At 70.9% G+C, this 13,072-nt stretch carries 11 protein-coding genes; 10 read left to right on the top strand and 1 reads right to left on the bottom strand.

The genetic code is table 11. The features are described 5' to 3' along the window. From AC07ZS_RS10660 to AC07ZS_RS10670, 3 genes are all read left to right on the top strand, one after another. Window positions 1–654 (top strand): DNA mismatch repair MutL family protein (locus tag AC07ZS_RS10660; protein ID WP_494798573.1); only part of this gene is annotated, 654 nt, incomplete at its 5' end. A 149-nt stretch (window positions 655–803) separates the two neighbouring features. Further along, complete coding sequence (gene gdhA, locus AC07ZS_RS10665) at window positions 804–2,147, top strand: NADP-specific glutamate dehydrogenase (RefSeq protein WP_494798574.1); 1,344 nt, start codon at window positions 804–806, stop codon at window positions 2,145–2,147. A gap of 144 nt (window positions 2,148–2,291) precedes the next feature. Continuing rightward, a complete protein-coding gene (locus AC07ZS_RS10670; protein WP_494798575.1) occupies window positions 2,292–3,170 on the top strand; it encodes an alpha/beta hydrolase in 879 nt (292 codons plus the stop codon). On the opposite strand, the gene AC07ZS_RS10675 is transcribed toward AC07ZS_RS10670, so the two are convergent. Then, window positions 3,171–4,472 (bottom strand): serine hydrolase domain-containing protein, encoded by a 1,302-nt coding sequence (locus AC07ZS_RS10675; RefSeq protein WP_494798576.1) that lies wholly within the window; start codon window positions 4,470–4,472, stop codon window positions 3,171–3,173. It lies immediately after the preceding gene. 91 nt (window positions 4,473–4,563) lie between these two features. Between AC07ZS_RS10675 and AC07ZS_RS10680 the strand changes: the two genes are divergently transcribed. From AC07ZS_RS10680 to edd, 7 genes are all read left to right on the top strand, one after another. Next, a complete protein-coding gene (locus AC07ZS_RS10680; protein ID WP_494798577.1) occupies window positions 4,564–5,904 on the top strand; it encodes a winged helix-turn-helix domain-containing protein in 1,341 nt (446 codons plus the stop codon). A 22-nt stretch (window positions 5,905–5,926) separates the two neighbouring features. Then, window positions 5,927–7,189 (top strand): Bcr/CflA family efflux MFS transporter, encoded by a 1,263-nt coding sequence (locus tag AC07ZS_RS10685; protein WP_494798578.1) that lies wholly within the window; start codon window positions 5,927–5,929, stop codon window positions 7,187–7,189. Between the two features lie 10 nt (window positions 7,190–7,199). Next, window positions 7,200–8,168: a tRNA (adenosine(37)-N6)-dimethylallyltransferase MiaA gene (miaA, locus tag AC07ZS_RS10690; protein WP_494798579.1), complete on the top strand. Its 969-nt coding sequence runs from the start codon at window positions 7,200–7,202 to the stop codon at window positions 8,166–8,168. Further along, complete coding sequence (locus tag AC07ZS_RS10695; RefSeq protein WP_494798580.1) at window positions 8,165–8,833, top strand: ABC transporter ATP-binding protein; 669 nt, start codon at window positions 8,165–8,167, stop codon at window positions 8,831–8,833. The genes miaA and AC07ZS_RS10695 overlap by 4 nt, the downstream gene beginning before the upstream one ends. A gap of 118 nt (window positions 8,834–8,951) precedes the next feature. Then, a complete protein-coding gene (zwf, locus tag AC07ZS_RS10700; RefSeq protein ID WP_494798581.1) occupies window positions 8,952–10,427 on the top strand; it encodes a glucose-6-phosphate dehydrogenase in 1,476 nt (491 codons plus the stop codon). A 4-nt stretch (window positions 10,428–10,431) separates the two neighbouring features. Beyond that, window positions 10,432–11,172 (top strand): 6-phosphogluconolactonase, encoded by a 741-nt coding sequence (pgl, locus tag AC07ZS_RS10705; RefSeq protein ID WP_494798582.1) that lies wholly within the window; start codon window positions 10,432–10,434, stop codon window positions 11,170–11,172. Window positions 11,173–11,188: 16 nt separating this feature from the next. Continuing rightward, window positions 11,189–13,072 carry a phosphogluconate dehydratase gene (gene edd / locus AC07ZS_RS10710; RefSeq protein ID WP_494798583.1) on the top strand — a complete coding sequence of 628 codons (1,884 nt, stop codon included), beginning with the start codon at window positions 11,189–11,191 and terminating at the stop codon, window positions 13,070–13,072.

The following is a 13,072-nucleotide window of genomic DNA, read 5'->3' on the forward strand; positions in this document are numbered from 1 at the left end:
AGCCCCAACGCCTGGACCCCGCCCGCGCGCAGCGCCGACCCCGCGCCGTCCCAGGCCCTGCCCGAAGGCGACTGGCCGCTGGGCCGCGCCATCGCGCAATTGCAGGGCGTGTACATCCTGGCCGAGAACGCCCACGGCCTGGTGGTGGTGGACATGCACGCGGCCCACGAACGCATCGTCTACGAACGGCTCAAGCAGCAGCTCGACGAGCAACAGCTCGCCAGCCAGCCCCTGCTGATCCCGGCCACCTTCTCCGCCACGCCCGACGAGGTGGCCACCGCCGAAGGCTGCGCCGAGGTGCTGGCCACGCTGGGCCTGGAGATCACCGCGCTCTCGCCCAAGACGATGGCCGTGCGCGCCGTGCCCACCACGCTGGCCCAGGGCGACCCGGTGGAACTGGCGCGCAGCGTGCTCGCCGAGCTGGGCCAGCACGAAGCCAGCACCGTGGTGCAACGCGCCCGCAACGAGCTGCTGGCCACCATGGCCTGCCACGGCGCGGTGCGCGCCAACCGGCGCCTCACGCTGGACGAGATGAACGCGCTGCTGCGCCAGATGGAAGTGACCGAGCGCTCCGACCAGTGCAACCACGGCCGGCCCACCTGGCGGCAGATGGGCATGAAGGAACTGGACGCCCTGTTTCTGCGCGGCCGCTGAGGCGCGACCGCTTTTTCGCACCAAAAACAGGCGATCCACCTCGGGTAAACGAGGGGCCGCCGGCCGCATGGCGCGCCAAAACAGGGCGTTTTGCGTCACGAAATGCAGGTTGCGCATAATCTCATGCACTTTTTTAAAGCATGAGACACATGAAATACACCTCGGCCCACCATTTCCTCGAACACGTCGCGCACCAGAACCCCGGTCAACCCGAATTCCATCAGGCCGTCTCGGAGGTCATGGAAAGCCTGTGGCCTTTCATTGCCGCCCACCCCAAGTACGCCGAACACGGCCTGCTGGACCGCCTGGTCGAACCCGAGCGCGTGGTCATGTTCCGCATTTCCTGGGTCAACGACCACGGTGACGTGCAGGTCAACCGCGGCTACCGCATCCAGCACAGCTCGGCCATCGGCCCCTACAAGGGCGGCATGCGCTTCCACCCCTCGGTGAACCTGTCGATCCTGAAGTTCCTGGCCTTCGAGCAGACCTTCAAGAACGCGCTGACCACGCTGCCCATGGGCGGCGGCAAGGGCGGCTCCGACTTCGACCCCAAGGGCAAGAGCCCGGGCGAAGTGATGCGCTTCTGCCAGGCACTGGTGAGCGAGCTGTTCCGCCACGTCGGCAGCGACACCGACGTGCCGGCAGGCGACATCGGTGTGGGCGGGCGCGAAGTCGGCTTCATGGCCGGCATGATGAAAAAGCTCAGCAACCGCGCCGACTGCGTCTTCACCGGCAAGGGCCTGTCGTTCGGTGGCTCGCTGATCCGCCCCGAGGCCACCGGCTACGGCACGGTCTACTTCGCAGAAGAGATGCTCAAGCAGCGCGGCCAGAGCTTCCAGGGCCTGCGCGTGAGCGTGTCCGGCTCGGGCAACGTGGCGCAGTACGCGGTCGAAAAGGCCATGGCGCTGGGCGCCAAGGTGGTCACGGTGTCCGACTCCAGCGGCACGGTGATCGACGAGGACGGCTTCAGCCCCGCCAAGCTCGCGGAACTGATGGAGGTGAAGAACCACCTCTACGGCCGCGTGAGCGACTACGCCGAGCGCACCAAGACGCGCTTCGAGCCCGGCATGAACCCCTGGGCCGTGCCGGTGGACGTGGCCCTGCCCTGCGCCACCCAGAACGAGCTCAATGCCGAGGACGCGGCCACGCTGATCCGCAACGGCGTGATCTGCGTCGCCGAGGGCGCCAACATGCCCACCACCATGGACGCGGTGCAGCGCTTCGAGCAGGCCGGTGTGCTGTACGCGCCCGGCAAGGCCAGCAACGCCGGCGGCGTGGCCACCTCGGGCCTGGAGATGAGCCAGAACGCGATGCGCCTGTCCTGGCCGCGCGACGAGGTCGACGCGCGCCTGCACACCATCATGCGCGGCATCCACGAGGCCTGCCTGCAGCACGGCCGCCGCGCCGACGGCACGGTGAGCTACGTGGACGGCGCGAACATCGCCGGCTTCGTCAAAGTGGCCGACGCCATGCTCGCACAAGGCGTGATTTGACGCTGCTGGCGCGCGAGGCGTGATCTGGCGCACATCCGCGAGGGTTTGACCTGACGCGAGTGGTGGCATGAAAACTGCACCATCGGGAAAAGCACCAAGGTTTTTACCTGAACTTTTTTCGTTCCTGGTGCATCCATCACCGCCATGAAGCGCCTCATTGTCACCCTGCTCGCCGCCCTGGCCCTGTTGGCCGGGTGCGCCACACTGGATGAGAAGCAGCGCTTCTGGATCTTCCAGCCCTCCGACCGCACCTGGGCCGGCGGCCTCAGCGCCGCCGAGGGCATGGACGACGTGTGGATCGATTTCGCCTCCCCCAGGACCGGCAAGCCGGTGAGGCTGCACGGCCTGTGGGCCGCGCACGAGAACTTCGAGCGCCGCAAGGACGCCCCCGTGCTGCTCTACCTGCACGGCGCGCGCTTCAACGTCACCGGCTCGGCCTTCCGTGCCCGCCGCATGGAAGACCTGGGTTTCTCGGTGCTGGCCATTGACTACCGGGGCTTCGGCAAGAGCACGAACGAGCTGCCGTCCGAAACCTCCGCTTACGAAGACGCCCGCGCCGCCTGGGACTGGCTCGGCGAAAAATACCCCGGGCGCCCCCGTTACATCTTCGGCCATTCGCTCGGCGGCGCCATCGCCATCGAACTCGCGGCCCAGGTGGACGACGAGGCCGGCACCGTGGTCGAAGGCACCTTCACCTCCATCCCCGACGTGGTCAGCACCTTCAAGTGGGGCTGGCTGCCGATCTCGCTGCTGATCACCCAGCGCTTCGAGGCCGTCAAGCGCGTGCCCGACATCGGTTCGCCGCTGCTGGTCGTGCACGGCGGGGACGACCGTCTGATCCAGCCCGAGCTGGGCCGCAAGCTGTACGAGGCGGCCCAGGGGCGCAAGGCCTTCGTGCTGGTCGAAGGCGGTTCGCACCACAACACCAACTCGGTCGGGCAGGCGCAGTACCGCGCCGCGCTCTCCAGCCTGTTCGGCCTGCGCGACGAGAGCGCGGACGCGCTGAAGGTGGTCGAGCGCTAGTCAGTGCTGCACCGCCTGGGCCAGCGCCGCCCAGGCCTTGTGGTTCAAGGGCATCGTGGCCGCCGCCGCCGCGATCGGGTGCGACGACAGCTTCACCACCACCATCTCGGCCTTGGGGTTGATGTGGATGAACTGGTTGTGCACGCCGGCCGCTTCCCAGGCGCCGTCGGCGTTGTGCAGCGCCCACCACTGGTTGCGGTAGCTGTAGCCCGCGCGCGCCTGCTGGCCCGGTGCCTTGGCGAACTTCTCGCGGTCGCCGCCGCGCGCGGTGTCCGCGATCACCTCGCTGGCCAGGATGCGCTGGCCGTTGAACTCGCCGCCCCGGCGCAGCATCTCGCCAAAGCGCGCCAGGTCGCGCAGCGTGGCGCTCATGCCCGAGCCCTGCAGCGGCGTGCCCACCGAGTCGATCATCACGCTCGCGTCCTCCTCGGCACCCAGCTTCTGCCACACGCGTTCGCTCAGCAGGTCGGCGAAGTGCTGGCCGGTCACGCGCGAGACGATCCAGCCCAGCACCTCGGAATGCACGGTGCGGTAGACGAAGGCCTCGCCGTGCTCGCCCTCTTTCTTCAAGGTCCTGAGAAAGCTGTAGATGTCCTTCGGCCCGGTGTAGGTGGCGGGCGCGGGCAGCATGCCGCTGGAGAACAGGTAGGGGAACACCTCGGTCGTCGGGTCGGTGTAGACCTCGCGGTAGCGCACCGCGCCGGTCATGTCCATCACCTGGCGCACGCTCATGTCCTCCCAGGCGCTGCCGGCCAGTTCGGGCACGTACTGGGTCACGCGCGCGGCCGGGTCGATGCGGCCTTCGTGCGCGAGCTGCGCGGCCAGCAAACCGGTGAAGCTCTTGGTGACGGAGAACAGCAGGTGCGGCGTCTCGGGCTTCATGTTGCGGTAGCGCTCGTACACCACGCGGCCGCGGTGCAGCACGATGAGGGCGTCGGTGTAGGTGTTGCGCTGCCACTCGGCGATGGTGGTGCGCCCGCCCTGTTCGTCGGCGAAGGCCCAGTCGTCCAGGTTCTTCTCGTGGCGCGGCAGCGGAACCGCCGCCGCCGGGCCACGGCGGATGTTGCGCGTGGGCAGCAGCTGGCGCACGTTCTGCAGCGCCCAGGTCATCTGCGGGTAGCGGGTGCGGTTGCTGCCGTCCACCAGCTTGTCCGGGGCCGGCGGAAAGCCTTCCATGGTGCCCAGCTGGTTGAGCAGCACGCTGTCGGGCGGCGGCAGTTGCGGGGCCTGGGCCCAGGCCGCGGGCAGGGCCAGCAGCAGGCCGCAGAGGGCGGTGGTGATCGGTCGGACGCGGTGGCGCATGGGTCTTGTCTCCTGTTGTGGTTCGGGAATACCGGGATCTCGCCACGGGCAAGTTACCGGGACAATGGCGCGCAATCTTGATGAGAACCTGATGCCCAGTCCCGCACGCGACGACGACGACGACGACGCACCCACCGGCCCCCGCCCCGGCGGGCTGGGCTACACCGCCGCCGACGACGGCGACGTCTGCCACCACGGCCGGCCGCTCGCGCTGCCGCCCAAGGAGCGCGCGGTGCTGCACCTGCTGCTGCGGCAATGGCCGCGCACCGTGTCCAAGGAGCAGTTCGCCCGGCAGGTGTGGGCCGGCCAGCCGATGTCGGACGAAAGCCTGGCCCGCTGCATCGCGCAGTTGCGCCAGACCCTGCCGCCGGCCACCGGCCTGGCCTTGCGCGCGGTGTACCGGCGCGGCTACCGGCTGGAGGTGATCACCTCCGCCAACGATGCGCCGTCGCCCGCGCATGGGCGTCTGGCGCACGCCGCCATGGCGCCACCGCACCAGGTGGAAACGCTGACCCACGCGCGCCTGCTGGTGCAGCAACGCACCGCCGAGGCGCTGGTGCGCGCCGAACGGCTGCTGCGCGCGCTGATCGACGAGGCGCCGGACTACCTCGCGGCGCAGCTCGCGCTGGCCGAGTGCCTCGCGGCCACGGTGAGCTGCGGGCTGGCGGTGCGGCGCGAGCGCATCGACGAAGCCCTGGCGCACCTGGACCGCGTGGCCACCGACGCGCCGCGCATGCCCGGCCTGTGGGCCGAGACCGCGCACCTGCTCGACTGCGCCTGGCGCTTCGACGAGGCCGCCGCGCTGCACGAACGCGCCCTGGCCAGCTCGCCGCTGGACGCCGCCACGCACTACTACCGCGGCTGGCACCTGCTGGCCACCGACCGGCCGCGCGAGGCCGTGCCGGCGCTGGAACAGGCCCTGCGGCTGAACCCGTTTTCGGTCTACATGGGGATCCTGCTGGCGCGCGCACTGGCCACCGCGGGCGACCCCGAGGCCGCGCTCGCGCGGGCCCGGCGCACGCGCGAGAACGCGCCCGAGCACCGCGCTGCGGCGCTGCACCTGCTGGGCGTGCAGGCCATGGTGGCGCCCTCGCCCGCGCTGGCCGCCCAGGCCCTCGAGCTGCTGCCCGACCCGGCCTCGTGGGTGTTCGCCGCGTCCACGCTGGGCTACGTGCTGGCGCGCTGCGGCGAGACCGCAGCAGCGGCACGCGTGATCGCGGGCACCGACCCGGGCAACCCGAGCGAACAAGCCACCCACGCCGCGGCGCTCACGCTGCTGGGCCGCCGCGCCGAAGCGATGGACCGCCTGGAACGCGCCGCCGCCGAAGGCTGCGGGCACCTGCCGCTGGTGTTGCTCGCCACCGAAAACCACGGCCTGCGCAGCGACCCGCGCTGGCCGGCCGTCGCGGCCCGCGTCTGGCCGCACCGATAGGCGTTCTGCTACCCTCGACCGGATGCCCGCCTCGCCCCCTTCTTCCGCCATGTCGCCCGGCCTGATCGTGCTGGTGCTCTCCCTGTTGCTGGGCCTGCAACCCATCGCCACCGACCTTTACCTGCCTGCGCTGCCGGCGCTCACCACGGGCTTCGGCGCGCCCATGCCGCAGGCCCAGCTCACGCTCACCGCGCTGCTGCTGTGCTTCGGCCTGTCGCAGCTGGTGTGGGGCCCGCTGTCGGACCGCTTCGGCCGCCGGCCGGTGCTGCTGGTGGGCCTGAGCGCCTTCGTCGCGGCCTCGATCGGCAGCACCTTCGCACCGTCCATGGAACAGCTCATCGTCTGGCGCGCGGTGCAGGGCGCGGCCATGGGCGCGGGCGTGATGTGCGCGCGCGCCATCGTGCGCGACCTGTACGCCCCCAGCGAGGGCGCGCGCGTCATGTCCAAGGGCCTCACCGGCCTGGGCGTGATCGCCTGCGCGGCTTCGCCCGTCGGCGGCCTGCTCTCCGACCTGTTCGGCTGGCGCGTCTCGCTCATGGCACTCGCGGTGTTCGGCGCCGTCGCCCTGCTGGTCGTCGCCTTGCGCTTCGAGGAAACCCTGGCGCAGAAGAACCCGCACGCACTGGCGCCGCGCACGCTGTTGGGCAACTGGGTGCTGATCGCGCGCCACCCCACGTTCTGGGCTTTCGCGCTGCTGTCCACCGCCTCCTACGGCGGCCTGTTCACCTTCCTCGCGGCCTCGTCCTTCGTGTTCATCCGCGTGCTCGGCCTGAGCACCACCGCCTACGGCGTGGTGATGTTCAGCATGTCGCTGGTCTACATCCTCGGCACCTTCCTGTGCCGCGCGCTGCTGCCGCGCCTGGGCCTGCGCCGCACCGTGGCCATCGCCGCGGTGATGACGCTCACCGCCGGCACCAGCATGGGCGGGCTCGCGCTGCTGGGCGTGCAGAACACCTGGGCCATCCTGGTGCCGTTCTGGCTCTTCATGCTCGCCCACGGCGTGCACCAGCCCTGCGGCCAGAGCGGCGCGGTGGGCCCGTTTCCACAGGCCGCCGGCGCGGCCTCCGCGCTCAGCGGCTTTCTGTCGATGGTGACCGCGTTCGCCATGGGCGGCTGGCTCGGCCGCAGCCTGGCCGGCATCGGCGAAGGGCGCGGCTCGGTGCTGCCGCTGACCAACGGGCTGTGGTTCTGGAGCGTGCTCATTGCCCTCGTGGCCTGGACCCTGGTGCAGCGCCACGGCGAAGCGCACAGCGCACCGCAGCGCGTGACCGCCCCGGCCCGCTGACCCCATCACCATGCAAGACATTCCCCGCTGCATCGCATTGGCCGGCCCGACGGCCAGCGGCAAGAGCGCGGCCTCGCTGGCCATCGCGCAGCGCTGGCCGGTGGAGATCATCAGCGTCGACTCGGCCCTGGTCTACCGCGGCATGGACATCGGCAGCGCCAAGCCGACGGCGGCCGAACGCGCGCAAGTGCCGCACCACCTGATCGACATCCTCGACCCGCTGCAGAGCTACAGCGCCGCCGACTTCGTGCGCGACACCACCCGCCTGGTGGACGAGATCGCCGCGCGCGGCCGCACCGCGCTGCTGGTGGGCGGCACCATGCTGTACTTCAAGGCCCTGCTGGTCGGTCTGGACGACATGCCGCAGGCCGATGCCGGCGTGCGCGAGCGCATCGAGGCCCGGGCACGCGCGCAGGGCTGGCCCGCGCTGCATGCCGAACTCGCGCGCGTGGACCCGATCACCGCCGCGCGCCTGCCCCCCAACGACTCGCAGCGCATCCAGCGTGCGCTGGAGGTGCACGAGGTCTCGGGCCGTCCGCTCTCCAGCTTCCAGACCGGCCGCACCCGCAACCCGGACAGCCCGCTCGCCCCCGAGCACCTGATCTCGCTCGAACCGCAGGACCGCGCCTGGCTGCACGCGCGCATCGCGCAGCGCTTCGACGACATGCTCGCCGCCGGCTTCCTCGACGAGGTGCGCACGCTGCGCGCGCGCGGCGACCTCTCCACCGAGCTGCCGTCCATGCGCTGCGTGGGCTACCGCCAGGCCTGGGACCTGCTGCAGGCCCACGGCGACGCGCTCACGCCCGAACAGCTCGCCGAGCTGCGCGACCTCGGCATCGCCGCCACCCGCCAGCTCGGCAAGCGCCAGCTCACCTGGCTGCGCTCCATGCCGCAGCGCCGTGTGATCGCCTGTGATGCGCCCGACGCGCTGGCCCAGGTGCTGACCGCGGTCGAATCCCTGCTGGGTCCCGGCGCATGAACCAACCGGCCCTGGTGGTGCACGAACTGGGCAAGCGCTACGGCGACACGCCCGTCTTCGGCCACGTGAGCCTGAGCGTGGCCCCGGGCGAGTTCGTCGCCATCGTGGGCGAGTCCGGCGTGGGCAAGTCCAGCCTGCTCAACTGCCTGGCCGCGCTCGACGACTGGAGCGAAGGCCACATCACCCACCAGGGCGTGGACCTCGGCACGCTCGACGAGGCGCAGCGCGCGCACTGGCGCCGCGAACACCTGGGCTTCGTGTTCCAGGCCTTCCATGTGCTGCCGCACCTGGACGTGGCGCAGAACGTGGGCCTGCCCCTGCTGCTGCTGGGCCGGCCCGACACCGGGCGGGTGCAGCAGATGCTCGACGCCGTCGGCCTGGGCGGGCTGGGTGCGCGGCTGCCGGCCGAGCTTTCGGGCGGGCAGCTGCAGCGCGTGGCGATCGCGCGGGCGCTGGTGCACCGCCCCGGCCTGCTGCTGGCCGACGAACCCACCGGCAACCTCGACCCCGGCACCGCCACCCAGGTCATGGACGTGTTGCAGCAACAGGCCACCGAGAGCGGCGCAGCGCTCGTGCTCGTCACGCACTCCAGCGCGGCCGCCTCGCGCGCGCAGCGCGTGCTGCACCTCACCGCTTCGGGGCTTGAGCCCGCCCTCACGCCCTGACACGTTTTGCGCGTGCAAGGCGCGGAGCATCGCGGTAAGGTCAGGGGCCGGGTAAAAAGAACCCGTCATGTAACTTGATTACAATAAAATCCAAAACCACAAGTAACTAAATTAGACCATGGTGACCTCGAATACCGCCCCCACCCCTGCCGAGCCGCTCGATCTGGTGATCTTCGGCGGCGTGGGCGACCTCTCGGTGCGCAAGCTGCTGCCCGCGCTGTACATGGCGCACCTGCACCGCAACCTGCCCGAGGCCACGCGCATCCATGCCCTGGGCCGCCAGCCCTGGGACCGCGAGACCTTCACCGCCTTCATCCACGACAAGGTGCGCGCCTTCATCGCCCCCGAGACGCTGGACGAAACCGCCTGGCAGGGCTTCGTGGAGCGCCTGGGCTACGTGTGCCTCGACGCCACGCAGCCGGCCGACTTCACCGCCCTGGCCGGCGCGCTGCAGCCGGGCTCGGACCGCGTGTACTACCTCGCCACCGCGCCCACGCTGTTCACCGGCATCTGCGCGAACCTGCACGGCGCCGGCCTGATCGACGAGCGTTCGCGCGTGGTGCTGGAAAAGCCGCTCGGCCACGACCTCGCGTCGGCGCGCGCCATCAACGACGAGGTGGGCCGCTACTTCAGCGAGCCGCAGACCTTCCGCATCGACCACTACCTGGGCAAGGAGACGGTGCAGAACATGATGGTGCTGCGCTTCGGCAACACCATCTTCGAGCCGCTCTGGCGCAGCCCCTACATCAAGAGCGTGCAGATCACGGTGGCCGAGTCGGTCGGCGTGGGCAGCCGCGCCGGCTTCTACGACGGCACCGGCGCGCTGCGCGACATGGTGCAGAACCACCTGCTGCAACTGCTGTGCATCGTGGCGATGGAGCCGCCGGTCTCGCTCGACCCCGATGCCGTGCGCGACGAAAAACTCAAGGTGCTGCGCTCGCTGCGCCCCATGACCGAGGCCGACGTGGCGCGCGACACCGTGCGCGGCCAGTACACCGCCGGCGCCTCCAACGGCGACCGGGCCGCGGGCTACCTGCAGGAAGCCAACGTGCCCGCCGACAGCACCACCGAGACCTTCGTCGCCCTGCGCGCGCACATCAACAACTGGCGCTGGGCCAACGTGCCGATCTTCCTGCGCACCGGCAAGCGCATGGCCGAGCGCCGCTCGGAAATCGTCATCGAGTTCGCCGACCTGCCGTACACCATCTTTCCCGACGCACCGCGCCAGCCGGTCAACCGCCTGATGATCCGCCTGCAGCCCGAGGAACATGTGCAGCTGCAGATGATGGCCAAGGAGCCCGGCAGCGGCATGCGACTGCGCCCGGTGAGCCTGGACCTGGACCTCGAATCGGCCTTCAGCGCGCGCCGCGCCGAGGCCTACGAGCGCCTGCTCATGGACGTGATCAAGGGCCGGCTGACGCACTTCATGCGGCGCGACGAACTCGAGGCCGCCTGGACCTGGGTCGAACCCATCCTCGAGGGCTGGAGCAACCTGAGCGAGAAGCCCCGCCCCTACACCGCCGGCAGTTGGGGCCCGGCCGCCTCGTCCGCGCTGATGGCGCGCGAAGGCTCGGCCTGGGTGGAAGAAGCCTGAGCCCATGAACGCGCTCGACCGCAGCCCACCGACCCCGTTGCAGGTGCATCCCGCCGGCAACGCGGCCGAACTCGCGGCGCAACTGGCCCTGCATGTCGCGCGGCGCCTGCGCGAGGCCATCGGTGCGCGCGGCCACGCGGTGCTCGCGGTCTCGGGCGGCAAATCGCCGGTGGCCATGTTCGAGTGCCTGCGCGAGCAGCCGCTGGAATGGGCCCATGTGAGCGTGCTGCTGGTGGACGAGCGCTGCGTGCCGCACGACCACCCCGAAAGCAACACCGCCCTGGTGCGCACCCACCTGCTGCAGGGCGCCGCCGCCGCGGCCCGCTTCGTGCCCTTCTTCGACCGCCTGCCCGCCGCGCTGGACGACGCCGCGCTGACGGCCCTGGCCGATGGCGCCAACGACCGCCTGGCCACCCAGCCCTGGCCCATGGACCTGGCCGTGCTCGGCATGGGCGAAGACGGCCACACCGCATCGATCTTTCCGGGCGCGCCCGGCCTGGCCCGCGCGCTGCACGGCAGCGGCCCGGTCACCTGGCAACGCCCGGCCGAAACGTCCCGCGCGCCGCACGCGCGCCTCACCCTCACCCTGCCCGCCCTGCTGGCCACGCGCGAACTGGCCCTGTCCATCAGCGGCGCGAGCAAGCTCGCCGTGTACCAGCAAGCCCGCCTCGCCGCCGACGAAAGCCTGCCGGTGTCACTCGTGCTCAACCAGCACCTCACGCCCGTGAGCGTCTGGCTGGCCTGAACGAGATCTCCCCAAAATGACCACCACGAACGCCCCCCTGCACCCCACCCTGGACCGCGTCACGCAGCGCATCACCGAGCGCAGCGCCGCCACCCGCGCGACCTACCTCGCCGCCATGGCCGCGCAGCGCAAGAAGGGCACGCAGCGCACCGGCATGGGCTGCGCCAACATGGCCCACACCACGGCCGCGCTGCCCGCCGCCGACAAGCTCAAGATCCACGCCGAACGCGCGCCGCACATCGGCATCGTCACCTCGTACAACGACATGCTCTCGGCGCACCAGCCCTACGAGGCCTACCCGCAGAAGCTGCGCGACCACGCGCACGGCCTGGGCGCGACGGCCCAGGTGGCCGGCGGCGTGCCCGCCATGTGCGACGGCATCACGCAGGGCGCGGCCGGCATGGAGCTCTCGCTGTTCTCGCGCGACGTGATCGCGCTCTCCACCGCCGTGGCGCTCTCGCACAACGTGTTCGACGCCGCGCTCATGCTCGGCATCTGCGACAAGATCGTGCCCGGCCTGTTCATGGGCGCGCTGCAGTTCGGCCACCTGAGCACCGTGTTCGTGCCCTCCGGCCCGATGACCTCGGGCCTCTCGAACGACGCCAAGGCCAAGGTGCGCCAGCAGTACGCGCAGGGCCTGGTGGGCCGCGATGCGCTGCTCGAATCGGAGGCCCAGGCCTACCACAGCCCCGGCACCTGCACCTTCTACGGCACCGCCAACAGCAACCAGATGCTGATGGAGATCATGGGCCTGCACCTGCCCGGCGCCTCCTTCGTCAACCCCGGCACGCCGCTGCGCGAGGCGCTCACCCTGGGCGCGGTCAAGCGCGCCGTGGCCAACACCGGCCGCACCGGCGAACCCGCGCTGAGCCTGGCCGACATCGTGACCGAGAAGACGCTGGTCAACGGCATCGTCGGCCTGCTGGCCACCGGCGGCTCGACCAACCACACGCTGCACCTCGTGGCCATGGCACGGGCCGCCGGCGTGCTGATCGACTGGGACGATTTCGCCGAGCTCTCGCACGCGGTGCCGCTGCTGGCGCGTGTGTATCCCAACGGCAGCGCCGACGTGAACCACTTCCACGCCGCCGGCGGCATGGGTTACCTGATGCAGCAGCTGCTGGCCGCCGGCCTGCTGCACGCCGACGTGAACACCGTGATGGGCGCGGGCCTGGACAGCTACACGCGCGAGCCCTGGCTCGACAGCGGCCAGCTCGCCTGGCGCCCGGTGCCCGAACAGAGCGGCGACCTCTCGGTGCTGCGGCCCGTGAGCGAGCCTTTCAGTGCCGACGGCGGCCTGCGCCTGCTGCAGGGCAACCTGGGGCGCAGCGTGGTCAAGGTCTCGGCCGTCAAGCCCGAGCACCGCGTGGTGCGCGCCCAGGCCGTGGTGGTGAACGACCAGCAGGACCTGCTGGCCCTCTTCAACGAAGGCAAGCTGGAACGCGACCTGGTCGCCGTGGTGCGCTACCAGGGCCCGCGCGCCAACGGCATGCCCGAGCTGCACAAGCTCACGCCGCCGCTGGCCGTGCTGCAGGACAAGGGCTTCAAGGTGGCGCTGGTCACCGACGGCCGCATGTCCGGCGCCTCGGGCAAGGTGCCCGCCGCCATCCACCTCAGCCCCGAGGCCTTGTCCAACGGGCCGATCGCGCGCGTGCGCGACGGCGACTGGATCACGCTCGACTGCGAGCGCGGCGTGCTCGAACTCGAGGTCGATGCCCGCACCCTGGCCCGCCGCCGCATCAAACACCCCGACCTGAGCGCCAACGAACACGGCAGCGGGCGCGAACTCTTCGGCCTCTTCCGCGAGAATGCGGGCGCGGCCGAATCGGGCGCCTCGCCCCTGTTCGCCCCGCTGGCGGTGAACCGCCCCGCGGCCCTCGTTGAAACCCCTTCCGCCTGA

Source organism: Hydrogenophaga sp. GW456-12-10-14-TSB4 (assembly GCF_059424305.1).